Genomic DNA, 25,601 nt, shown 5'->3' with positions numbered 1-25,601 from the left:
GCGGTCATCTCCCGGCGACCGAAGGCATCGACAGGTTGCGCACCTGCTTGAGGTCCGTCAGCTTCACGCCGCCGAAGTTGCGCGCCTCGAAGCTCACCGGGCCGACCGGGGTGTACCAGGTGAAGCGCTGACGGGCGGTGTCCAGATCGGTCACGTCCGCGGACTCGATCAGCTTCAACAGGCTCCAGCGATTGGGGAAGTTGAAGACGGTGATGCGGCGGCCGTCACGTGTCACCACCTCCAGTCGCGCACCGGAGACTTCCGGGTCGCCCGGCCAGACGAAGCGCTGCCAGTGCTGACGACCATTGCGATACACCTGCTGCTGGCCATCCAGTGTCAGCTGGATCGAGATCAGCTTGGATGACGGCCGGATCATGATCTCGAAGCCGTTCTCCACATCCGCCAGACTCTCCAGCACCCGGCCCACTGCCGTGCCCTTGGTGATGGTGGCGGTGATCTTGGGGTCTACCAGCGGCGTGCCGTCCTGTTCGCCCTCTTCCAGGTTGCCGACTTCTTCATTGTCGAAGCGGGTCAGCAGACCGGTATCGGGGTCGATGAACTGGCGCAGGTCACGCACGGACGTCTCGTTGCCGGAATCACTGACCGGATAACGGCCACTGACCATGCGATGCCACGGCGAAACGACCTGCTCACCCCAGGCGGCGGCCAGCTGTGAGGCCACCGGCCCCTGCAGGCTGGCCACGGAGTAATCGATGGGCGCACGGAACAGGCGCTGCAGCGACTGCACCAGCGGTTCCTGCGAGGTATCGACATTGGCGGCGACATAGTCACGAGCCGCCGAGATTTCATTGGGCTTGCCGCCGATCATCTCGGCCAGCAGCTGCTTGGTACGCTTGCCGACATCGCCACGCTCGAGTCCGTCGAGGCGCACCTTGAGCTGACGCAGGCGCAGCTGATAGCGATTCATGACCGAGGCGTCACCGCCCTGACCTTCATCCTGGGCGAACAGGCTGGCGACCGGCGCGAAGTGGTCCGCAAGCTGGCCATCGTGAACACGGGGCAGCCCCTGCATCACGCCGGCACTTTCGGCCACCTCGGCGCCACTGCCTTCCAGCCACGCCACTGTCTGATCCCACATGCCTGCCGACTCGACGGCCGGTGCGGTGTCATCACCTTCGGCTTGCGGCTGCGGTGCCTTGCGGGCCTCGGCATCACGGCTGTCCCAGCGCGTGTTGTCATCCACGACGGCCATCAGTGTCTTGAGCGGTGAGCGCTGATAATCGCTGAAGCGCGCCAGACGCTGCCGTGAGAGCGCCAGGCCTTCGAAGCGACGCACCCCGACATCGGCCAGGAAGCGCTCCCAGGCCTCGGCGTAGTCACGCTTGTAGTGGGCCAGAATGGTCGCGGCGAATTCGCTCTTGCCCTGGGCCGCATCGGGGTTCTCGTCTTCCAGTACCCAGTCATGCTCCACCGGCAGGTCCGAACTCAGCGTCTTGAGCAACTCGGGGCGTACGAACTCGTCCCACACACGGCGCGTGAAGAAGGCCGGCACCGATTCCCCGGCATACAGCAGGCCGCGTGCGCCCTCATCCGGCAGCATCACCGACAGGGTCATCGACGGGAAACGGGCCTCGGCCGCCAGACGCAGACGCAGGTATTCGCGCTCCGCCGGCGAGTTGTCGAGCAGGAAGGCCTTCAGGTCACGGCGTGAACGCGCCACGCGGTCCTCATCACGCACCAGCGCAGGCGCTTGGTCCTGCGCCAGGTATTCGCTGTAGAGCGCAACGTTGTCGGCAATACGCTGATCGCCGCCCGGCACCTGACGATGGCTGTCGGCCAGCTGATGCCAGGCACGCGGCAAGGCTTCACGCACGAAGGCGACATCTGGGTGCGCGACGGGATCACTCAGGATCAGATACAGCTTGAGCGCATCGTAGGCATCGATGAGACCGGCGACCTGTTCCGGCGTCAGCTGGTTGAGCACTTCACTCGAGAAGGCAGGCCCACCGGGCATGCCACCCTCGGCCGGGCCACCGTCTCCCGGCACGGTGCCATCACCGCCGAACCCCGCAGGCGAGCCACGCAGGGCGTCTGCCTTGTCGCGCAGCGCCTCACGGCCCTGCTGGCGTGTGCTCCAGTAGGCGTCATTGACGCCACCGCGCAGGCGATAATCCGCCTCGCCCTTGAGCTGACTGGCCAGTTCGCCCGGCGAGCGCGGTACGCTGCCCAGCGTCGGGCGCTCGGTCAGGCGCTGACGCAGGCGCTCACCGCTGGAGGTCAACAGTGACTTGCCATCCTCGATCAGCACATCGGAGGCCCCGGCCTCGGACGCGCTCTCCCCGCCCATGACCTGCAGCGAGGCAGACTCGGAGACAATGCCCAGCGATACCGCCAGGCGACCGACCGCCCGCAGACGAGCATCGAGATCTTCCGCCAACGGCGCCAGTACCTGCTGCTTGAGGGTCGCGAAGTAGCGAGCCTCAAGCGTGGTGCCCAGGCGCTCGCCGCCATCCAGCCCCATGTGCTGATACCAGGGTAAGCCACCGTCTTCACGGGCCTGTCGCACGCGCGACAGCTCATCGTGGAGCAGATCGAGCTGCACGCTCGGCGTCACGGCACCGTCAAGCGACGTCAGTTGCGCATCGACGGCCTCGAGACTGGTGCGGCTCTGGTAGTAGGCGTTGCCGAGCAGACCCAGCGTCACCGCGCCTGCCACCCCGCCCACACCGATCAACAGCGGGTTCAGGGAGCGGCCCTGGCCATCGCGTGCGTAGTGACGCACCAGGTTGCGGTCCGGAATCATCACGTCGCGGAAGACACCGCCAACGAAATAGGGACGATCGCCGACGGCGGCACTCGCCGCTGTCGCGGACTGGGCGATACCCGGCTCCTTGAGTGCGAAGCCCTGACGGACCTGCTCATCGAGGATCGCCGGCATCGCGCTGCCATCCTGCAAGGCGCTGGTGAAATAGATGCCGCGCGTCAGCGGCCCACGCGCGCTGTTGCGACGCAGATCGAAGGGCTCGAGGAAGTCGGCCAGCAGGCCTTCCATCTCGGCAATGTATTCCGGGAAGTGCAAAAGCTCGCTGTCCGCCTGCTGGCCACGTTCTCGCAGGGCCGCTTCCACATGGCCGCGCAGCCCCGCCACCATCTCGGGGAAGTGTCTGGAAAAGGCTGCCACGACGCCCTTCTGGCGTGCCTCGGCCACCGAGAACGTCATGCCCCACGGCGCATGGCGGGCATCGCTGTCCAGGGTATTGAAGGCGGCGGTGAAGCCCGGCAACTGGTCGGCCTTGGTGAACATCAGGTAGACCGGCGGCGAGGCATCGAGAGCATCGCGGAAGTCATTGATGCGCTCGATCAGCTGGCGTGCCAGCGCGTGGTTCTCGTCGCGCGGCGCATGCAGCAAGGCCGGCAGGTCGACCACGACCACCAGGCCATTGATGGGCGCACCGCGACGGCGACGCGCCAGCAGACGCAGGAAGTCACTGAAGGCACGCGCCGGCTGTTCCTCGGCGACGTAGCGCCCGGCGGTGTCGATCATCAGGGCATCATTGCCGAAGTACCAGTCGCAGTACTGGGTGCCGGAATCGCCGCCCAGTCCCGCCACGCTGGAACTCAGGCCGGAGCGTGTCAGCAGCGAGGTCTTGCCGGAGGACGACAGGCCCAGCACCAGATACCAGGGCAGATCGCTGAGCGAGGCACTGCCGCCCTTGTGCAACCCACGCTGGGCCCGCAGCATGCGCAGCGCCGACTTGAGACGCTCACGCAGCACTTCGTAGTCGCCGGCTTCGGTGGCGGCATCCGCGGCTTCACGGTCCACTTCCAGCTGGACGAGGTCTTCCAGATCACGCTCGGCGCGCACCTTGCGATACTTGCGCAGCACGATGGCCAGCAGCCACACCGCGGTCAGCAGGGCCACGGCGATCGCGAGGCGTTCCAGCGAGCCACCCAGACGCGGCACCCACCAGACACACAGCACGACACCGGCCAGCCACAGCAGTGACGACGCCAGCCAGAAACTCTTGAGGAACCCTAGCACCCGTTTCATTCAGTCACGCCTCATGTCGTTGCGAACAGGGACGACAGTCGCTCGATGAGCGCCGTGACCTGAGCATCCAGCAGGTTGTCGAGCACCAGATAGACCGCGCCACAGCACAGCGCGATCACCAGCAGGTAGACCCACACCGGAATTTCGTAACGCAGCAGCTGGCCCACCTGGTCAGGCAGCTGCCAACCCGGTGACAGCACGGCGGAAGACTGGCGATAGCGCGCGATATCCTGGCCCAGCGTGCTGGCCACGTAGCGCAGCTGATCGCGGTGTTCGAGGCGGAACTTGCCCTCGAAGCCCAACGCCAGACACAGGTGATAGACCTCCAGCACGTCCAGGTTGGCCTTGACGTCGGTGCGCAGTGCCTCGAGACGCTCGAAGAAGCCCTCACCGGCCAGATGCACCCCGAAATAGGTGTACTGCAGCGGGTGCAGTTCCAGGTGCTGGCGAATGTTGCTGGCGCCGGCGCCCAGCACGCTTTCATCGAGGAAGGCGCACAGCGCGTACTGGGCGTCACGCACCTGGTCCATGCTGTAGCCGACGGCCAGCGCCTGGGCTTCCAGCTCACGGAAGTAGTCGGCGATACGGGTCAGGAATTCATCCACGTTGCGCGCTTCACTGCCGCGACGAATCATCAGGATCAGCGAGAAGAAGTCCTGGGACAGCGTACGCAGACGCGTATCCGCCGCCGCGCCATTGGCCTGAGCACTGCCAGACTGGGCACTGCCGGTCTGGGCAGCGTCATTCGGCCGGGTTGCCGTGTACTGGTTCATTTCAGCACCGCCATCAATTCAATCTTGAGGTTGTGGAAGCCGCCGGGCACATAGAAGGCGATGGCCTGGGCGGCCATCATGCGTTCGTACATGCGCCCCTGGGGCTCCAGCGCGAAATAGTGGTTATCGAGGCGCGAGGGAATCGCGGTGGGCAGACGCGAGGCATGCACCAGCGAGCCGCCGGGCATGGCGCTGTTGACCACCACTTCGATGTCATCCGGCGAGCCGACCTTGAAGGCACGCGGCACCAGCTCCAGCAACTTGGCGCCGGGCATGTCGGCATGCACGCTGATATAGAAGTCGGCATCCAACAGGCGCGCATCGTGCAGATGGGCGATGTAGTAGGACGGCTTGGTCTGTTCCAGCGCGATGGGGATGTACTGGTTGGGCACCACGGTATCCAGCAGCTCGCGCGCCATGGTTTCCAGCGTCGTCAATGACTGGACCGGGTCTTCATGGCGGTACGGCGGCAGGTCACTCAGGCGGTAATCCATCGAGAAGGTCATCAGGCTCGCGACCAGATCCGACAGGAAGGTGTAGAGCTTCTCGGGATGCTGCTGCGGGTGTTGCAGCAGATGCGCCAGCGCCGGGTAGGCACGGTTGACCGTATGCAGCAGCCAGAACAGCGCCACGTCGCTTGAGCCGAATTCGGCGACCTGATCGGCGCGCTCGCGGCGACGGCCTGACAAGGTCTCGTGTTTGGCTTGCAGCATGCCGGCCAGGCGCTGGCCCATGGCCATCAGCGTCTCGCTGCTCGAGAGGTGCAGCGCGGGCGGCACGAAGCGCGGCGAGACGGAGAATCCGCCGGCGGCATTGCGCGTCAGCACGGCCAGCGGACAATGCGTGCTGCCTTCCAGGTCATCGCCTTCCAGCAACAGACGCACATTGAGTTCCAGCAGGCTCAGCTCGTTCTCGCCATCGCCGTCCAGCAGGTCCGGCAGGGAATCGAAGCGCTGACGAAAGCGGCGACGCGCGCCCCGCTGCTGCTCATCTTCCTGCACATTGCCGGCGTAGGGTTGTACCAGGCTCAGCGCGGCGTGCACCTTGATCTCGCTGTGGCCGGCCAGTTCACCCAGGTCGCGCGCCCGCGGCAGGCTATCGTGCTGCGGTGCATCGAACAGCGTGCCGTCGGGGAAGACCAGCTTGAGGCGACTGAGCTGCAGGCGTCCCTGGGCCAGCGCGCTTTCATCGATTTCCAGACGCTGCACGCCAAAGGCAAAGGGCCCGCTGCGCGTGCTGGCTTCGCCGAGCTGCCACTGGTGATACTCATCCTGATACTGGAAGTGCTGGGGCAGCAGGAACATGCCCTCGGACCACCTCACGCGATTATGCTTGCTCACGAATCCATCCTTTATAAAGTCCGTCCGGTGTCGCCCGTGACGTGTCAGCCACGCGGTTCATGCCCCGGGTGTCAGGGCCGGGTCGCCGTCGCCAGCAGGTCTTCGCTGTCAGGCGCCACCGTGATGTAGTGATCGACCAGGGTCAGTTCGACGCCGTCCGGTGAGGTGAACAGGCCGTCCTTGCGCATCGCATCGGCATCGAACAGCACGCGCCAGCGCGCGTCCGGGGTCTGGCGGAAATAGGCCGCGACCGCCACATAACGCGCGCCCGGCTTCAGCGGCGCCTCATCCACGACGTGCCCGCCCGGCACCATCACCACTTCGCGGGTATCCAGCAGCGTGTCACCCAGCACCTTGTCGGCGTGGTCCCACAGGCCATCGGGCGAGGCGCTGGCGAAGGCTTCACTCGCATCCAGCTGATAGATGCGCACCACCACCGACAGCGACGCCTTGTCGACATCCGGATTGAGTGATTCATCGGCATCGAGGGTGAAGGCGACCGTCTCGTCCTGGCTGAACAGGATGTCGCCCACCGTGCCATCCATCTGCTGGCCAAGACGGCTGCCGACCCCGCAGCCACCAAGCAGCAGGCTGGCGCACAGCATGGCCGGCAACCAATGGCGCGGGCGCAGTGACCTGGCGCGCTGGACAGCCTTCACGTGATATCCCCGGACTGGCATGTGATGGTCCTCACTGCATCTCGTAGGTGAACTGGCCGGCGTCATCCAGCGCGATGCGGATGTCGCCCACCGGCTGCTGATCGGCCATGCGCTCCAGCACCCACTCCACCAGCGGCGGCATCATCGAGCCGCTCAGCAGATGATCAATGCTGCGTGCGCCACTGTCAGTCTGGGTGCAACGCTCAGCGATATGATGCGCAAGCGATGAGTCGAAGCTCAGGTGGGCGCCGTGGTTGCGCGTGAAGCGCTCGGCCAGACGCGACAGCTTGAGGTCGACGATGCGCGCCAGGATGTCGCTGTGCACCGGGTAGTACGGCACCACCTTGAGACGGCCGAGGAAGGCCGGCTTGAAGACGCCATTGAGGGTGTCGCGCAGGCCCTCGACCAGCGCCTCGGGCGCCGGCGGAGTCGCCACGCCCAGGCAGCGGTTCATGATCTCGTCGGTGCCGACATTGGAGGTCAGAAGGATGACGCAGTTGCGGAAGTCGATCTCGCGCCCTTCCCCATCATCCATCACGCCCTTGTCGAACACCTGGAAGAAGACTTCCAGCACGTCCGGGTGCGCCTTCTCGACTTCATCGAGCAGCACCACGCTGTACGGCTTGCGACGCACGGCTTCGGTCAGCACGCCGCCTTCGCCATAGCCGACATAGCCGGGCGGCGAGCCCTTGAGCGAGGAGACGGTGTGCGCTTCCTGGTACTCGGACATGTTGATGGTGATCAGATTGCGCTCACCGCCATACAGGGTGTCGGCGAGGGCCAGCGCGGTTTCGGTCTTGCCGACACCACTCGGGCCGAGCAGCATGAAGACACCGATCGGCTTGTTCGGGTCTTCGAGCTTGGCGCGTGACAGGCTGATGCGCTTGCCGATCTCTTCCAGTGCGTGGTCCTGCCCGAGTACGCGCTCGCCCAACAGCGCCGGCAGACGACGCACGGTGTCGATCTCGTCACGCTGCATCTTGCCCAGCGGGATGCCGGTCCAGGCGGCGACGACCTCGCCGATGGCGTTGCCATCGACACAGGCGTGCACCAGCGGCGCCTCGCCACCGGCTTCTTCCAGCACCGCACGCGCGGCGCGCAGTTCTTCCAGTGCGCTTTCACGGGCCGCGTCGCTGGCCTCGTCATTGATCTCGTTCAGAGCGGCGTCGGCCTTGAGCACTGCCTCGACGGCCTCACGCTGACGCGTCCAGTCGGCTTCCAGCGCCGTGACCTGAGCAGTGATGGCCAGTACTTCCGTGTCGATCTCGTCCAGACGCGGGGCATGACTGTCATCGCCGCGCTCGTGTTCCCGGGCCAGCGCTTCCCGCTCGGCCTCCAGATCGCGCAGGCGCTGACGGGCATCTTCCAGCGGTGCTGGCGTGGTCTGCTGGCCCAGCGCGACACGCGCGCAGGCGGTATCCAGCACGCTGACCGCCTTGTCCGGCAGCTGACGGCCGGTGATATAGCGGCTGGAGAGACGCACCGCCTGCACGATGGCGTCATCGAGAATCTCGACCTTGTGGTGATCGCGCATGCGCGTCGCCAGCCCGCGCAGCATGTCGATGGCCTGCGGCTCGGCAGGCTCCTCGACCTTGACCACCTGGAAGCGACGCGCCAGGGCGGCGTCCTTCTCGAAGTACTTCTTGTACTCGGCCCAGGTGGTGGCGGCGATGGTGCGCAGCTCGCCACGCGCCAGCGCGGGCTTGAGCAGGTTGGCGGCATCGTTCTGACCCGCCTGACCACCACTGCCGATCAGGGTGTGGGCTTCATCGATGAACAGGATGATCGGGTGCAGGCTGCGCTTCACTTCCTCGATCACGTCCTTGAGGCGCTGCTCAAATTCGCCCTTCACGCTGGCGCCGGCCTGCAGCAGGCCGAGGTCCAGGGTGCGCAGCTCGACACGTGCCAGCGGCGCAGGCACTTCACCGGCGACGATCTTCTGTGCCAGCCCTTCGACCACGGCTGTCTTGCCGACCCCCGCCTCACCGGTGAGGATCGGGTTGTTCTGACGCCGGCGCGTCAGGATGTCGATCATCTGGCGCACTTCATCATCACGCCCCAGGATCGGGTCGATGTTGCCGTCACGCGCACTGGCGGTCAGGTCGATGGTGTACTGGTCCAGCGCCGGGGTCTTGTGACTGCCCGGGCGGGCAGCGCCAGCGCTCTCGCCTGTCGGCTGCCCGCCGATGCTGGCGGCGGATGGCGTCGGCTGCGAGAGCTCGGCTTCGGGACTTGCGGCCAACAGGCTGGTGAAATGCAGGCGCAGGTCAGCGACATCGATGCGCTCGAAAGGACTCTCGAGACCCGGCATGTCGCTTCGGATCACGCGCGCCAGTTCCGGGTCTTCCAGCAGCGCCAGCAACAGGTGACCGCTGCGGATATGCGCGACTTCGTGGTCGATGGAGGCGATCAACCAGGCCTTTTCGATCAGCCGCGTGATATGCGGTGAGAGTGCCGGCGTCGCGGTGCTGCCCGTCTTCAGGCGCTCCAGCGAGCGATCCAGCTGATCGGCGAGTTGGTCCAGGCCCAGCGAGTAGTGACGCGCGATGCGCAGCAGGTCGTTGTCATCGCCATCCAGCAGCTTGATCAGCAGATGCTCGACATCGACTTCATACTGGCGCTTGGCAAGGCACAGACCCGCCGCCTCTTCCATGGCACCGCGGCTGACATCATTGAGCTTGGCGAATAGCGTCTTGAGACTCACGGGGTCACTCCATCGAAGGGGATTCGTAACAGCACACTTCCCGAGGTGCTGCGTGGTGTCTGGCCCAGCCAACCCAGACGACCCAGCGAGATGCCGTTGGCACCTCCCAGGCGGGCCGACGGGACTTCACTGGGGTCGAGCTGCAATTCCAGCTCGAAATCGAGCTCCGGCCCGACATAGAAACGGATCAATTCCGTCATGCGCAGGTGGTCTTCACCCCCGGGCAGAAAACGGCGGAAGTCCGCCAGGCGCAGGGGGCCAACGACCATGCGCAGGCAGGACTGGTAGTCCCAGGCACGCTTGCCGGCCACGGCGCTCTGGCCGAGACGCGCGTTTGCCTGACCCAGGCGCGTCAGTTCCGGCTCGCTGATGTCGAGCCAGCGGCCCTGAAACGGTTTCACCTGACAGGGCACACCGAAGAACACGCCCAGCAATGTCTCGAGGTTCTGCTGATTGCGGGGCCGCTGCCCGAGCAACCCGGCGAAGAAGGAGAACAGCTCACGCGGCAGCTCGCGGCTGCCGGCGCGCTGCTCGTCAGTGCCGTGGTTGTCACGGTTCTGACTGCCGCTGCTCTGACTACCACTGCTCTGACTGCCAATGCCCCAGCTGGGCGCCGCGTTGTCGCGGTTCTCGTCCACCTCCGGCGCCTCGACTGACGTCCTGGCGGCAGGCAGTGCCAACGGCGCCTGCGGAGCAAACAACAGCTCGGCCGAGGCCCCCGACAGGCCACACAGCGCGTGCAACTGGCGCTCGATATCGGCCTGCCCCCGACGCTCGTACTCGACGTGGAAGCGATACTTCTGCCACGCCTGATAGAACAGCGCCGTCATGCGGTGCGAAAACAGATCGAAGAAGGCATGGGCGCCGTCATCGCGCAGCTGCACATGGCGGTCGATCAGCGTCTCGGTATACGGGCGCGGCAGTACACCAGACGGCCCGACCAACCCCATGAAGGTGACCTGCACCTGGGTCAGCGGCTGGTCGGTGGGCGAACGCAGCGTCTCGCTCTCGAAGACAAGGTCACTCACTTCGCTGGCTGGGAAGTTCAGCGACAGCTGGCTGCGAAACCGCAGCGGGTCTTCGTGCGGGCGCAGCTCGGGTTCGAGACGACCGGCACGGCTGTAGTGCAGCCGCAGCAAGCGTACGAGCTGAAAGAAGCTGAACCGGTAGGGCTCAGCGCGCGCCTGGTCGATCAGACCAGGGGCTGAGTGCCGGTTCTGGCGGGCCATGTCACGACGTCCTTTTCGCGCTGGCGGCTGCGTAATGTCAGCCGGGTGAAACTGTTGAGCGAGCAGTACTGCCCGAAGAAGTGATCCAGCACCATGCCGAACACGTAGATGCCGCTACCGATGAATTCCTGTTCATCCAGCTCCAGCGTGATGCCGATCCCGCGCACGAAGGCTGGGCGCGGATGCCCGATCCGCGTCATCGCCGGCTCACTATGGATGCTGGCGATGCCATTGATCTGGCGACGCGTGGCTTCGAGGTCGCGATAGTTGTAGAGCGACAGCATTTCCAGCAGCGCCTCACGGCCGCGCTCCACCAGCGACAGATGGTTGAGCGACAGATGCGAGATCAGACGCCAGATGACGCCCTTGCCCATCGGCGGCCGCGCCGAGGGCGTCGGCTTGCGCAGGCAGCGGATGGCCTTGACCACCTGCTCGCGCGGCAGGGTGAAATCGCCACGCGGATGGCCGAAGCTCAGACGCTGCGGCAGATCACGATTGCTGCAGGTCAACTTGAGGCTCAGCACGTCACTGGTGGCTTCGATGGCGTTCAGCTCGCGGTCCGCCAGGCGCAGCAAAAGCTCGGTGCCGGCATCCCGCTCACGGGCGGAAGGCACCCGCCGCGACAGCCAGTAGCTGGTCTCGCGTGACGGTGCACTACCCTGCGGCTCGAAGAACGGCGGGCAATAGCGCACGTGATCGCGCTCGGCGGTCTTCTGCACGCGAGTGACGCGGTCGATCGAGACCACCTCGGCGCCGTGCGGGTTGCGCACATCGGCGACCACCGGGTATTCCGCCTGGGTATGCGTCAGCAGGATGGGCTCGGCCTGGCGCTCGAACAGGTTGATCACCGGCGTGCAGCCGAGGCGGAAATGATTGCGCCCTAGGCTCTGGGACAGCCGCGACAGACGCTCGTCCAGCGCATAGTCCGCGAAGTGGAAATGCAGCTCGAAGCGCGTGCCACTGGCGCGTGCCAACAGACGTGTCAGCCCTTCGACATCGAAGAACATGAACTTGTCGGGGAAGGTGAAGTACTCGTGCAGCAGGCGATAGCCGAGGAAGGAGCGCTCGGGGTAGTCGATCAGCCCCTCCTCGGGCGCGAACCCGACCGGCGTGAGCGAGTCCGTCGGCAGCGAGACTTCACGACGCTGCCCGCCTTCATCGAAGCTGACGCTCAGGCGAGTCAGGTTGTTGAACAGCAGTTCGTACATCGGGTGCATCAGGGCACCCTCGCCGTCCAGGAACAGGCGCAGGCGGTCGATCCCGAAGCTGCCCACCGACTGGTCATTCAAGGCCTCGAAGGCCAGATCCAGTCGCGCGACGCTGTCCTTGTCGCGGCCATTGAAGGCCGAGCGTTCCAGCAGCGAGAAGCCGGCGCTTTCCACGCGCAGCGGCCACACATCCACCGGGTAGCAGGTACGGAAACGGCACGCCACGCCTTCCACCGGGCGCGAGAACATCTCGGTATGCCTCGCGACCTGATAGCGCCCGGTCAGCGAGGTCTGCTCACCGGGGTCGAGCTGCGCGATCGACAACGAAGGCGTCGGTCGCAAGTAATGGGGGTAGAGCACATCGAGGAAGGCCTCGACGATTTCCGGCAAATCATCATCCAGCTTCTTGTGAACCCGCGCCGACAGAAACGCGAAGGACTCGACCAGACGCTCGGTGTGCGGGTCTTCGCAGTGGTCGCCTTCCAATTGCAGCCGTGCGGCAATCTTGGGGTACTCACGTGCGAACTCCCGGCCCAGAAAGCGCAGGTGCGAGATCTCTTGTTCGTAGTAAGGCAGCAGTTCATCAAGCATCAGGAAAGGTTCTGCACTTTGTATTGCTGAGTGTCGGCATGCAGCACGGCATCGAAGGCCACTTGCCGCGTTGCATCCTTGAGGACGAGGAGCGTCTCGACGCGAAAGCGCAAGAGTCGATCCTGACCATCCTGGTCAAGCAGCTTGACCTGCACGTTGCGAAAGCGACGGTCATTGCTCTCGATGGCGTACTCCAGCTGACGCTGGATCAAGCGGCGATCTTCACTGCTGTGCAGGCCTCGGCCGAGAAAGTCCGGCAGTCCGAAGCCCAGCACCGTGCCGCGCAGCACGGGAAAGTCATTCAAGCGCCCTCCCAGCAATTCGCTGCGCGTGTTCACCAGAATCTCGAGGTCACGCACGATGGTGCGCTTGTACTCGTCGAGACTGACGAAGCGTTGCTCCTCGGCGGCTTCTCCCTGATGCGGAGCATCGTCCTGCAACCGATCCCACAGGGTGGGAATGAGGCGGCGGGTGCTATTCATGCGCATGTCGCCTCCTTCATGGCGATAAGCCGCACCGTCAGGCCGGCGTTGGCCAGTCTGACGATGCGGGCGTGCAGGACACGCAGGGAAAAGAGCGAGGGGTCTTCAGTGACGAGATGTCATCAGCTACGAGTGGACTGCGGCAGCTCTGCGACCAGGCGCAGTGAGGCGGTCAGTTCATCCAGCTGGTAGTGCGGCCGCAGGAAGGTCACGGCCTTGAAGACACCCGGCTTGCCCGGGACTTCCGCGACTTCGACACGTGCTTCACGCAGCGGGAACTGCGCCTTGGCTTCCTGGCTGGCGTTGTCGTCCAGCAGCACGTACTGGGACAGCCAGTCGTTCAGGTAGCGCTCGACACTGGTGCGCGAGGCGAAGCTGCCGACCTTGTCACGCATGATCGCCTTCATGTAATGCGCGATGCGTGAGGTGGCGAAGATGTACTGCATCTGCGAGGACAGCCGCGCGTTGGCGTTGGCCACGTCGGTGTTGTACGTCTTCTGCTTCTGGGCGGACTGGGTGCCGAAGAAGGCGGCGTAGTCCGTGCCCTTGCAGTGCACCAGCGGGATGAAGCCCAGGTCTGCCAGCTCCTTCTCGCGACGGTCGGTCACGGCGATCTCGGTCGGGCACTTCAGCGCCACTTCACCATCGTCGGTCTGGAAGGTGTGGGTCGGCAGGTTCTCGACCAGGCCGCCGCCCTCGACACCGCGAATGGCGACACACCAGCCATAGTTGGCGAAGGCGTCAGTCACGCGAGAGCCCATGGCATACGCCGCGTTCATCCACAGATACTTGTTGTGCTCACGGCCATCGACGTTCTCGACGAAGTTGAATTCCTCGACCGGCGTGGTGTCCGGGCCATACGGCAGACGGCCCAGCACGTGCGGCAGCGTCAGACCGACATAGCGCGCATCTTCGGAGTTGCGGAAGGACTTCCACTTGGCGTATTCGACGGTGTCGAAGATCTTGGACAGATCACGCGGACCGCTCATCTCTGTGAAGGAGTCCCAGCCGAACAGCTCCGGAGACGCCGCGGAGATGAAGGGTGCGTGCGCCGAGGCGGCCACGTGGGAGATCTGCTCCAGCAGATAGATGTCTTCCGGACTGCGCGAGAATTCGTAATCGCCGACCAGCATGCCGAACGGCGCGCCACCGAAGGTGCCGTACTCTTCTTCGTAGACCTTCTTGAACAGCGCGCTCTGATCGAATTCCGGCGCCGATTTCAGGTCACGCACCAATTCCTTCTTGGTGGCGTTGAGCATCTGGATCTTCATGTTGCTGCCGGTCTCGGTCTGATCGACCAGATAGCGCAGACCGCGCCAGGAGGATTCCAGCTTCTGGAACTCACTGGCGTGCATGACTTCATTCATCTGCTCGGAGAGCATCGCGTCGATCTCGGCGATACGCGCATCCAGCACGGCGATGAGGTCCTTGCTGGGCATGACTTCGCCATCCAGCACCTGGGCGACCAGCTCTTCGATCAGGTCGCGTGCACGGGTGCGCTCGGTCTCGGAGCGCGCCACGCGGCTCTCGGAGATGATGCTGTCGAGCAAGGAAGACTGCGGCGCGAAGACGGTATCCTGTGCCTGCGGTGCCACTGCTGATTCACTACGATTGTCACTCATGGTCTGACTCCGCAATCAGTTGTCGTCTTTGCGCACGGCTTGCTCGCGACCGAACTCGTCGCCCAGCGTCTTGAGCTTCTCGCTGTTCTGCAGCACGTCCATCAGCAGCTCTTCCAGCTTGTCGTTGCCGCCCATCTTGTTACGCAGATCGGCGAGCTTGTTGCGCACGTCCAGAAGCTTGCGCAGCGGCTCGACCTGCTTGACGACATTCTGCGGCTCGAAGTCTTCCAGCGAGTTGAAATTCAGCTCGACCGGCAGCTGGGTACCATCCTTGCTCAGCGTGTTGTCGACGCGATAGGCAAGGCGCGGCTTCAAGCCCTTGAGGACGCCATTGAAGTTGTCGCGGTCGATGGCGACGAACTTGCGGTCCTTGAGCTTGGGCGGCGGGCTGAGTGGGTTGCCGGTGTAATCACCGACGGCACCGACCACAAACGGCAGTTCCTTCTGCTCCTGGCTGTCACCGATCTCGACGTCGTAGGTGATCTGGACGCGTGGTGCGCGAATGCGTCCCAGCTTGTGTTGTGTGCTATCCCTCTCCGCCATGGGGCATTTCCTTATGTGCTGTTGTGAAGTAATTGCGCGTGTCAAAAATGGGGGATCAATCTGAGCCGTCCGGCGCATCTCCGAGCGACATCAGCCTGTCAGACTGCCGCTATCGCCTTGAGTAGCCGCTGCTTGACGGCGTCATCCATCGACTCGATATCCGCGACATCGATCAGTTCTTCAAAGGTGTCGTTGCCGGCGATTTCAGTGCTGCGCAGGATGGTGTCCTGCTCCGGCAGGTGCGAGGTGATGGGCGACCCCACCACGCAGAACGGCATGCTGCCGAATTCGTCCAGCTTCTCGAAACTGACCGGGAAGCGCAGACCCAGCAACAGACGCCCGAGGCCCGGGGCACGATTGACGCAATAGAACAGCATCAGGTAGTGCACCACGTAGCGCAGCAATTCTGCCGTGCTGCGATTGGGGTCCTTGATGATGTGGCGGAAGCGCTGCAGCGAGAAGCCGTCAAAGCCCACGACCCAACGTGTGGGGCTGGTGACGCGAATCACCTTGCCGGTGGTCGTGAGGCGTACGTCATATTCATGTGGATAAAGGCGCGGGGCCGTGCTCAGAAGCTCCAGCGGCACATCCAGCTCCTGCAGCAAGCGGAAAGGCTCGGCATTGGCCGTGGAGTCATAGAGAGCGGTGAATTCCTTGAAGGCATGCTGTGCCTCACGGCCGCTACCGCGCGGTGCCCCTTGCAGATATTCGCCAAAGATCATCTGTGGGCGAATCAAGGCCCCCAGCGTCGTCAGATAATCCGACGCATTGTCATACAACAGATCACTGACGACGCGAGTCTGCTTTCGCTGACGGATGAAGGCTTCAATGTCAAAGGACGAATCCATGTCAGATACTCTCCGTGCGCAGACCTTGCGCAACGCGTGATGAACCTCAGCCAAGCGGCTCGGCACGGGTGAACTGGTAATCGCTGTCAGTGTCCTGCTGCCCCATCAACTCCAGGGTGTCGCCGCCCTCTTCCATCTTGAGCATCAGCGGCGCATCCCGCTCCAGACGCAGATAGGTAGTGCTGTCAGAGGTCTCGGCCTCGAAGTCGCCCCACTGCGTAGTCACGAAATCGCCCCCGATGGCATCGACGTGAGCTTCCTGCAGGAAGAACGCCGTGGGCTTGCCACTCTCGGAATCGCGATGCAGGGTCAGGTCCGCGCGGATGAGGCGACAATCCTGGCAGGGAAGCGTGCCGACGAAACGCTCGATCGGCGGCGGCGTGTAGTCGGCAGGACCTGTGTCCGGCGCAGAGCTGCAACCGCTCAGCAGCAGGAGCCCCACCACCAATGACCCGACAATGGCAATAAAAGGAGTCTTCAAGGTTTCACCGCCTGGTAAGGACATGCCGCCATTTCTTGACATCAATCTGCTTCCCTGTCAGATAAATCAAGACAACGTCTTGCCACCACTACCCTCTGATTGACGTGCTCGATACCGTAAATAGATGACATCTTGCGGCGGGCATACAGAAGGAAAAGCGTTGACGATACATAGAAGGTAAATCTGTATATTTGTTCTAGCGCAGACGCGAATATGGAAACATATTGCAGGTAGAGATTCCAGCAAGAAAAGCAACACAAGTATCGTTTAAATAACGATTAACACTATGCCTGCCACGCCACAGAGCGGACGGTTCCATCTTTCATGGTGTCGCAATCATCTGACAGGCAGGCCTGCTGTACCTACCCTGGAGCGATAGTAAGGACTCAATCCTGCCCCACCACTCCCGACTCGCCACCACCTGGTACGCAGGTGGGGAAAACACCATCAGAACAATGACATGCTGCCATATACCATACTGGAACAAAAATGTTACAAAAATACCGAGATTGGGTAACACAAATATGACAAGACAGTCGCCAATCACGCGACGACATTCCTCTGACACTTTGAATCAGTTTAAACTAATATTATAAGCACTCCCTTCACTGAGTGAAATGACAGGGTCATCGTGTTGATGAAAACCCTCATTATTGACCAGCGATGACTACTCTTTTCGCTTGCCGCAATTCGTGACCTCTCATTCATGCAGGCGACCATTGCGCAACCATGCAGCCTCACACGCTCACTCATGGCGACCAGCGCCAGCAGAACCGCAAGCAGCCTCTCTCGCCCACGCCCTAGCGAGTCACAGGCCATCCTGACGCATTGCCCTGCTACAGACGCATGCCACCCCCTCTCTATCGCCGAAACAGATTCACCATCATCAGACGGCATTGAAATCCCCAAGCACGAAAAAGCCCGAGCCCTTTCAGGGCTCGGGCTGCCTGCACAACACTGGAGTCAAGAGAGTCGACTAGCGATAGCTGCCATCAGATTGATGCTTAAGCCCGTAATAACTAGGCACGAACGTATTGTGCTCTTCTTGCCAAGCGCGTGACTGCTTGATGGCTTGTCGGATTTCAACTTCAGTCATATCTTTGGATATTCTATTTTTTTCTTCTAAACCAGCAGTTCCTGAAAGGTCATAAAAGAAATACGATTTAACTAAATCTTTATTGGTACCATAACCATTTTCATAGTAATCAGCCAATCTTAAACTATATGCTCCAGGACCTCCACCATACTCTGCGCTGAAGGCTTTATCTATCCAATAGTATGATAACTGTGGATCTTCTTCGAAACTAATCCCTCTCCTGTAAAAAGAAGCGATCATAGCTGCTGATTCTCCATCGCCTCCTTCAGCTGATTTTTTCAGCCAATAGGCAGCTTGATCTAAATCCTGATCAAATATTTTATTCTGTATTTCTTGACGCCAATAAGACTTTCCAAGCAGTTTTTGTGCGGGAACATATCCATTCTCAGCTGTTTTGAACAAAAGGTCTTCTGATTTTGATAAGTTTACTTCCCCACACACACCTTCATAATACATTCTGGACAAGTTGTAGCCAGCATCGTTCAGCCCTGCTTCCCACATTTTCTTTAATCTATTGACTGAGTCATTACAATTCTCCTTTATATTTAATCTTTCATTACCACCCGAAAGACTCAATACTGCTATTATATATTTCTTCTCATAATTATCTACATTGCAGTCAGGTAAACACAAAATATCTTCTGGTTTGTAAGAACTTATCTTATCATAAAACTCCTCACCAGTAGGATCTTGAAATAATGATTCTGCATTTGCTATTGTTGGTAAAACACATAAGGTCAATAAAACCAAAATAAACATTCAGTTACCTTCGTTGCTATCGGGGCCAGCCTGATTGACTACAGCCTGAATAAATATTTCCAATCACTCGGTATACCATTCTTTCATTACTACTATAGCAGTCTTGTGTTCTAACGTCTTCTAAATAATAAGGTGGGTGTATGGCTAGCAATAACTCACAAAATTCTGAGATCTGCCTAGCTTAAACTATCTATGCTCGAGGCCATGCCATTCACATTCCAATTTAAAATGTCGCGGGTTGATAATTCCTCGGTTATTAGCCCGCGAGGTCCCTTCCTTTCACGAACGCCACTTCCTGACCTCTCAGTCATGCAGGCGACCATTGCGCAACCATGCAGTCTCTTCACGCTCACTCATGACGACCAGCGCCAGCAGAACTGCAGCCAGCCTCTCTCGCCCATGCGCTAGCGAGTCACAGGCCATCCTGATCACATTGCCCTGCTACAGACTCATAACACCCCCTCCCCTTGGTCGAAACTGACTCACGATCATCAGCAAGCATTGAAAGCCCCAAGCACGAAAAAGCCCGAGACCTGGAGAGGCTCGAGCTATCTGCACAACACCAGGGTCAGCTACGTCGACTAACGATAGCTACCATCGGATTGATGCTCAAGCCCATAATAACTCGGCACGAAGGTATTGTGCTCTTCTTGCCAAGCGTGTGACTGCTTGATGGCTTCTTGGATCTCACCTTCAGTCATATCTTTGGATATTCTATTTTTTCCCTCTATACCAGCAGTTCCTGAAAGATCGTAAAATTTATAGGATAATATTAAATCTTTCTCGGTGCCGTAGCCATTCTCGTAAAAATCTGCAAGGTCTAAAGTATAAGCTCCTAAGCCACTACCATATTTAGAATCGAATGCTTTGTTAATCCAGTAAAATGATTTAACTGGATCTTTTTCAAAATAAATACCTTTGCGATAAAAGGCAGATATCATAGCAGCAGACTCAGCGTCTCCCGATGCTGCCGATTTTGAAAGCCAAAAAGCTGCTTTCTCATTATCTTCACTATATAACTTCCCCAAAGTTTCTTCTCTCCAGTACGATTTACCCAACAACTTTTGCGCAGGGACATAACCATTATTGGCAGAAGTGAGGAGCAGCTGTCTTGTTTTTGTTAAATCTACATTTACGCAAACACCATAATAATACATTCTAGCGAGATCGTAACCAGCGTCATTGATACCTTCCCTCCACATTCCTTTAAGATTGCGCACCGATTTATCACAGTCTTTACTTATGCCAAAATTATTTTTTTTATCCGACAAGGCTAGAATCGAAACAATATAGTTTTTCCTATCACCATCTGCGCTACAACCAGGGGTGCATGCTAGATCCTTTTTATCATATGAGTTAAGTAAAGCATTTAAATCTTCTCGGCTTGGATCTTGAAAAAGCGACGTAGCAGAAGCCAATGATGGGATAAACAATAATACAAACATTAACACTCTACACATCTAGATAACCTCTATTTTATTATGCATTGAAAAACAACCATTCTAGTATATTAAGCCTATATTGCCATACGGCCAAGCTTAAGTGCAAACAAATTCAAGACCGCTACTTACGTAATGTCCAGTTTATATAACTAGCGATAACTGGCATCAGCCTGATTCTGAAAATAATAGTAACTAGGCACAAAAGTTTTATTTTTCCCTTGCCATTCACGAGAAGCAATGATTGCATTTTTAATGTCGTCGTCTGTTAACTTTTTCATCAGTCTTGCTTTTCCTTCAGAGCCCGCAGACCCACTGAGGTCATAATATGTGTAAGCTTTTACTAAATTTACTTCTGTGCCATATCCAGATTCATAGTATTCAGCTAATTTGAGAAAACCGATCCCTTTAACTCTAGAATATTTAGCGAATGCAGATCGCTTTTGCCAGAAAAAAGATTTTTGTGGATCAACCTGGACTCCTACACCTTCTCGATAGAAATATGAGACATTACCAGCTGATTCTTCATCGCCATAAGCCCCCGCTTTTTCGAGCCAATATAGAGCTTTTTTATCATTTACTTCGACAAGACCATCTAGGATCTTACCCCAATATGCTTGCCCTAATTTTTTCTGGGCTAATCCATAACCTGACTCTGCACCTCTTTAAAATATCGTAACGCGAGATCCTAGTCTTTCGCCACACAATCACCTCGATAATACTGAACTGCCAAAGCATGAGTGGCATCATAAACGCTATTAAGCGATAAGTTCTTGAGTATACTTATTGATTCTTTACAATTTCTCTCTAACCCTAGATCACTTCTGCCATTCAATAATGCTACAGCATAAACGTACCTATCTTTTTCGTCAGAGCTATTTCTAAATCCAACAACATCTTAATTTGTTAACTCATGATATATGCTATTAAGTTCGTCGCCAGTGGTATCCGGAAAAATGATTTTAGCTACCGCAATATTTGGTAAAAACATCAACAACATAACAAAAACACTACGTTTCATTAATTACACTCTTGAAAAGTTAGCTAAATATTATGATACAGCCAGCTTGTTATCCGGTGCTCCTAATTAACTACAGGCCGATTAAATAAATCCAGCTGCTCAGATTACCATTTCTTCATCGCTACGACTAGCTCCTTTAGCTATAAAACTTTTCGAGGGGACATGGTGATTGTGTAACCAGCAATAGTGCTCAAGCGTCGACCCCAAGTCCTCACCTGAGTCGTAGAACCGAATTGCCAGCACATCATTGTCATTCCCTTAGAATGCTCCCCATTCCATTCGCCTGAGGTCTGCCTAGCTTGATCAATCGAGACTCAATTCCTCTTCTGATCGAAAGGAGGCGGATTGATAATTCCCCTATTATTGACCAGCGATGTCTCCTTTTTTCGTGTGCCGCACTTCCTGACCTCTCAGTCATGCAGGCGACCATTGCGCAGCCATGCAGTCTCTTCACGCTCACTCATGACGACCAGCGCCAGCAGAACCGCTCTCGCCTATACGCTAACGAGTCACAGGCCACCCTGATCGCATTGCCCTGCTACAGACTCATTCCACCCCCTCCCCTTGGTCGGAACTGACTCACGATCATCAGCCAGCATTGAAAGCCCCAAGCACGAAAAAGCCCGAGACCTGGAAGGGCTCGGGCTGTCTGCATACGTCGCGTTCAAGAGAGTCGACTAGCGGTAGCTGCCATCAGATTGGCGTTGAAGGCCGTTATAGCCAGGATTGAAGTGGCGATGCTCTTCTTGCCACTGCCTAGACTGCTGTCTGGCTTCAGCGATCTGTTCATTAGTCATTTTTTTAGAGAGTCGTGAACGTCCTGCACCACCGATACTACCGCTTAAATCATAATACTTATAGGCTTGGATCAAATCGACTTCAGTGCCGTAACCCTTTTCATAATACCTACCAAGCGGTTGAAAATATCCCAAACTGAATTCACCGTAAGGCAAACTACTAGCTTTTAACCTCCACTTGAAAGCTAACTCTGGGTTTTCATCTCCGCCTAAGCCATGCTCATAAAAATAAGCTAAACCTATTGCAGATGGGGCATCGCCATTTTCAGCAGCCTTTTTCAACCACTTCTTTGCCTCAGCAAGATCAGTAACAAATAGATCTCGAGTATTCTCCCCCCAGTACGCTCTTGCTAATAAAGCCTGGGCTTGTACATAACCTTTACTACCGGCTTCGATAAACAACTTACCGGCCTTATCTACATCCCTCTCTACGCAAGCACCATTATAATACATTGTTCCAAGCACAAAGATCGCATCTGCAATATCATTATCGGCTGCAAATTCAAAATTCTCAAATGCTTTGCAATTATTTGTTGCCTCCAAGACATGATCATAGTTTCTGAGGTAAGCAATCCCAAGATAATAACTTTCTACAGGCGTCCTATTTTCTTTCGTAGACAGAGAAATATAATCAAAAGAACTATAGTCTTCATCAAAGCTGTTAGTATCATTATCTTGATGAAGCACTGCCGCCTGCGCAGGAATATTGATTACACTTATCAACCACAAAATCAACAATAATTTTTTCATATATCCCTCCACTTATTTCAAGTAAATAACATCTTCCTTTCGCCCACCACCATCTACCAACTCAATACTCAATGACAAATTTTCTGCGATTTCATCTTCATAAAAGCCCTTATGATGCAATACAACTCTGCCGCTATCTTTTTTAGAATCAAACTTAAAACTTTTAGCCATAGCACCAAGCTGATTTTCATTCCTAGTAATCTCACCGGTAGCAACTTCGTTCTTGGTACTATTATTTACAACTACCAACTCACCTTCTACATACCTGAAGTTAGCCTTTCTATAAGTAGTTGCCTTATCCACAGACATTAACTTTAAGATCAAAACCGCATCGTCCATTACCGGAGACTTGACAGTAATTTCCAAACAGTAATACTCAGTCCCACCAGTGATTTCAGCAATTTGCTTCGAATTTTCGCTACTACTATCCACTCTTGTTATATTCTCTAAAGATAATGTAGTTTCTATGCCACTAAAGACCATCCCTAAACTATTAAACTCGGAAGCAGCATCATTGAATTTTTCTATCCCACCAGAACCATAACCAACAAGGCACCTACTAATCCATGACTCTACAGCAGCTGGAACGTATGTTTTATACCAATTAATACCAATAGCAATCACAACAAATGCTATCAGCGCCCCAGCGAGAATGCTTGCAATGGCTCCAGCGATGAGGTAGCCAGCTATCAAACCAACAGCTGTAGCGCCCGCAGTTACTGACGCCATCATACTATTATTCTCCTCACTTATAGCTCTGCCATTATACTTATCAGAGCTAGCTTGATTATACTTATCAACAATATCATAAAGAGCTATCAGACCAGAGGCTCGTCCTAAAAATTTCCCAAGAACAGTCCACCCTGGACTAACTGAGAAATGGAATAAAGAACTAGGAGAGACATGAGCGGCGATACCCTCTGCCATCTTTATTGAAGCTGCACCAATAGATGCAATACTTGATACTATTGCATGCCATTTTACTTCTTCCCCCTCTATTTTGTTCTTGCTTATAGAAAGTGCTACACCGGCCATGGTGAGGACCGCTGGTATTATTTTCCCATAACTACTTGATGTTATTTTCTCTTCTGAAATATCCTTTAATATAGAAGTCGCAGCTCCTGCAATCTCGACCACATTACCCATATCGTTTGCAATACTGTAAACTTGGTTTATCTTGTCTTTATTCATGAGAGTATGCTTAGGGATTATAACATCTATACACTGCATTGAGCTGGACATACATCCCAAGAGAGTTATATTAGAATCTCCTTCATTTGATGCTGATTTAGCCTTAAATACTTCGGGCTCCTTACTCTGGCTATTCATGATTCTATTTTGATAATTATACAGCCATTCTCCATAGCTGGATAATGTGACAGTTTCACGCTCAAGAAGAATAAACGAAACTTCTTTCGAAGAGGCATTTCCTCCAGCCATACATGACATTTGTACCAATTTCATGAATTTATCAAGTGCTTTTTCTTCTACTAAATGATTAGCATTTGAATTATAGAGGTTAACGTTAACAGAATGTTGCAAAAAATATACAAACGAGTATCCAATAGATTGGATATTTAAAGCTTGAGAATTGATAATAGTCTCGTATAATTCTTCTTTATTTCTTATCTGATATGAACAACTTTCAAAGATAGCATCGAAGACTGCAAGCCATTTCAGGAGCTTGCTTTCATCTAGGTAAGAACCGTCACTCAGCTGCGAAATATCCAAAGAGGCATCAGAGATCAAATCCTTATCGAACATGAAAAGGACAGATATAACAAACGAATCATCTTTCAGTACATCTTCCGTTAGCTCTTTCCAACAGGATGCACTGGCAGGTGACAATACCCCACCCTTGATTAGCCGAGAGACTATATCTGTGTATAACCCTCCAACCTCCAAGTTATTGAAAAAACATCCGGGAACTAAGGATTGTGAATACTTGTACAACCACTGCGCATAATCATCATCATGCACACGCATCAAAAAATCACATTTCCGAGTATGATCTTTATATTTTCCATCAAATTTTATCAGCGCTTTAGAGTCATATATTTTATCAATCTGCTCGTTAAATTTCTCATGGGCACTCTCCTGTCTAGACTTCAGTATGTCATAATCTATTTGTTTTGCTACAGAAGCAGGACCAGTCACCTTAGGACGATTTTCATCCACAAGTTTATATGATGTAGCAAAACTATCCTTGAATTCCTTAATAGCATTGCTACACAACTTCATCCTACGACGCTCTTCATTTCCTTTCTCAGGATCAAAATATTCATCAATTGCAGCAAGCGCCTGGTGACGATAAGCGTTGAGCTCCTGGATAATGCCTATTTCGTCATTGACCGCGAGGATCAAGCCTCTGCCCTCGTAATCCGTCGAGGCATATCTGAGACGCTCGCTCATCGTCTGCTTCATTTCTTCTGGGCTATAGAGGTCACGCTTTGGTCCACTGGACCAGAATTGCTCATCCAGCCCTGCTGCGCCGGGACTATATTCAGCGACCTGATCCAGCTCTTCCAAGCTGAAAGCATGATCTTGTGCCACCCCTGCTTTCCAGTCAGGAACATTGAACTTTTGCAGATACTTGTCACACCAGGGATCACCACTGAGAATCTTGGATTTCACTTCATCCAGAAACCCTTCAGGCCATGCATGTTCCGTATAGGCATAATACACATCACCGCTCTTGTCAGGAGTCGTGATAGTGACCAGAGAGGCTTGTAACGATTCATTCTTGACGCGTGTGACTTTTTCTTCATCACTCTCGCCATCCCTATTGCCTGACTCGAGCGTACACGGCATCGCCATCTTGTCCAGAGACGGGGGCTGCTTGACGGGGAACTGGTAATATTTTCCATCGGCGGTAATCGCAAATGCGGACCAATACATGCCATCGGGGTTGTCTTTATCGAACAAGTAAAGATAGCCGCTGCGCAATTGGCGAAGGATATATTTATTGACCTGACTGGAGGTGCTATGAGCTATCTCTTCCTTGACCTCAGAGGGAACCACACGCGTGGTGCGCTTACCGTTTTCAAGTGTCTGATCAAGCTTTATGTCAGTAAAAGCCTTCACCCTATCTTCTGACAATTCAGGGATTTGCTGATTGGCATCATTACGTTGGCAGACAGCATATCGAACAGGCAGGATCGGAAAGCCAGTACGCTTGCAGAAACGACATTCGCCATTCACGACACTCAAAGCGACATGCTGATTTACTATTTGACCTGACATGAGG

17 protein-coding genes and 1 pseudogene are annotated in these 25,601 nt (G+C 56.4%); all 18 read right to left on the bottom strand.

Annotated elements, in window-relative coordinates; all coding sequences use genetic code 11:
- Positions 1–4 precede the first annotated feature (4 nt).
- The 18 genes and pseudogenes from PJK54_RS01995 to PJK54_RS01915 all read right to left on the bottom strand — a co-directional run bounded on the left by PJK54_RS01995 (position 5) and on the right by PJK54_RS01915 (position 25,597).
- Positions 5–4,012, bottom strand: coding sequence for a type VI secretion protein IcmF/TssM N-terminal domain-containing protein (locus tag PJK54_RS01995; RefSeq protein WP_271302116.1), 4,008 nt, complete (start codon positions 4,010–4,012; stop codon positions 5–7).
- Positions 4,013–4,023: 11 nt separating this feature from the next.
- Complete coding sequence (gene icmH, locus PJK54_RS01990; protein ID WP_271302115.1) at positions 4,024–4,785, bottom strand: type IVB secretion system protein IcmH/DotU; 762 nt, start codon at positions 4,783–4,785, stop codon at positions 4,024–4,026.
- The gene (tssK, locus tag PJK54_RS01985; RefSeq protein ID WP_077377241.1) at positions 4,782–6,125 is read right to left on the bottom strand and encodes a type VI secretion system baseplate subunit TssK; all 1,344 of its coding nucleotides are present in this window, start codon (positions 6,123–6,125) and stop codon (positions 4,782–4,784) included. The genes icmH and tssK overlap by 4 nt, the downstream gene beginning before the upstream one ends.
- A gap of 71 nt (positions 6,126–6,196) precedes the next feature.
- Positions 6,197–6,805: a type VI secretion system lipoprotein TssJ gene (gene tssJ / locus PJK54_RS01980; protein ID WP_271302114.1), complete on the bottom strand. Its 609-nt coding sequence runs from the start codon at positions 6,803–6,805 to the stop codon at positions 6,197–6,199.
- 10 nt (positions 6,806–6,815) lie between these two features.
- Complete coding sequence (gene tssH, locus PJK54_RS01975; RefSeq protein WP_271302113.1) at positions 6,816–9,488, bottom strand: type VI secretion system ATPase TssH; 2,673 nt, start codon at positions 9,486–9,488, stop codon at positions 6,816–6,818.
- Positions 9,485–10,717: a type VI secretion system baseplate subunit TssG gene (gene tssG / locus PJK54_RS01970; protein WP_271302112.1), complete on the bottom strand. Its 1,233-nt coding sequence runs from the start codon at positions 10,715–10,717 to the stop codon at positions 9,485–9,487. The genes tssH and tssG overlap by 4 nt, the downstream gene beginning before the upstream one ends.
- Complete coding sequence (gene tssF / locus PJK54_RS01965; protein WP_077377252.1) at positions 10,681–12,516, bottom strand: type VI secretion system baseplate subunit TssF; 1,836 nt, start codon at positions 12,514–12,516, stop codon at positions 10,681–10,683. Before tssF ends, tssG begins: the two co-directional genes overlap by 37 nt.
- Positions 12,516–12,998, bottom strand: coding sequence for a type VI secretion system baseplate subunit TssE (gene tssE, locus PJK54_RS01960; RefSeq protein ID WP_271302111.1), 483 nt, complete (start codon positions 12,996–12,998; stop codon positions 12,516–12,518). Before tssE ends, tssF begins: the two co-directional genes overlap by 1 nt.
- Positions 12,999–13,120: 122 nt before the next feature.
- The gene (gene tssC, locus PJK54_RS01955) at positions 13,121–14,620 is read right to left on the bottom strand and encodes a type VI secretion system contractile sheath large subunit (RefSeq protein WP_077377255.1); all 1,500 of its coding nucleotides are present in this window, start codon (positions 14,618–14,620) and stop codon (positions 13,121–13,123) included.
- A gap of 15 nt (positions 14,621–14,635) precedes the next feature.
- On the bottom strand, positions 14,636–15,163 hold the full coding sequence (gene tssB, locus PJK54_RS01950) for a type VI secretion system contractile sheath small subunit (protein WP_077377258.1): 528 nt from the start codon (positions 15,161–15,163) through the stop codon (positions 14,636–14,638).
- A 98-nt stretch (positions 15,164–15,261) separates the two neighbouring features.
- Complete coding sequence (locus tag PJK54_RS01945; protein WP_077377261.1) at positions 15,262–16,011, bottom strand: hypothetical protein; 750 nt, start codon at positions 16,009–16,011, stop codon at positions 15,262–15,264.
- Between the two features lie 46 nt (positions 16,012–16,057).
- Positions 16,058–16,516, bottom strand: coding sequence for a copper resistance protein NlpE N-terminal domain-containing protein (locus PJK54_RS01940; protein ID WP_271302110.1), 459 nt, complete (start codon positions 16,514–16,516; stop codon positions 16,058–16,060).
- Between the two features lie 952 nt (positions 16,517–17,468).
- A complete protein-coding gene (locus PJK54_RS01935) occupies positions 17,469–18,347 on the bottom strand; it encodes a tetratricopeptide repeat protein (RefSeq protein WP_271302109.1) in 879 nt (292 codons plus the stop codon).
- A gap of 581 nt (positions 18,348–18,928) precedes the next feature.
- Positions 18,929–19,792: a tetratricopeptide repeat protein gene (locus PJK54_RS01930; protein WP_271302108.1), complete on the bottom strand. Its 864-nt coding sequence runs from the start codon at positions 19,790–19,792 to the stop codon at positions 18,929–18,931.
- Positions 19,793–19,938: 146 nt separating this feature from the next.
- Entirely contained in the window at positions 19,939–20,067 is a 129-nt protein-coding gene (locus PJK54_RS01925) for a hypothetical protein (protein ID WP_271302107.1), read from the bottom strand.
- 30 nt (positions 20,068–20,097) lie between these two features.
- A pseudogene (locus PJK54_RS17845) lies at positions 20,098–20,412 on the bottom strand (tetratricopeptide repeat protein); the annotation flags it as partial.
- A 1,072-nt stretch (positions 20,413–21,484) separates the two neighbouring features.
- Positions 21,485–22,354 (bottom strand): tetratricopeptide repeat protein, encoded by an 870-nt coding sequence (locus PJK54_RS01920; protein ID WP_271302106.1) that lies wholly within the window; start codon positions 22,352–22,354, stop codon positions 21,485–21,487.
- 12 nt (positions 22,355–22,366) lie between these two features.
- Positions 22,367–25,597, bottom strand: a complete 3,231-nt coding sequence (locus PJK54_RS01915; protein ID WP_271302105.1) for a T6SS effector BTH_I2691 family protein — start codon at positions 25,595–25,597, stop codon at positions 22,367–22,369.
- Positions 25,598–25,601 lie beyond the last annotated feature (4 nt).

The organism is Cobetia sp. MMG027, from assembly GCF_027947415.1.
GTDB lineage: Bacteria > Pseudomonadota > Gammaproteobacteria > Pseudomonadales > Halomonadaceae > Cobetia > Cobetia marina.
Note: the sequence above shows the minus strand (reverse complement) of the source record. Positions and strands in the feature narration are given on the sequence as shown.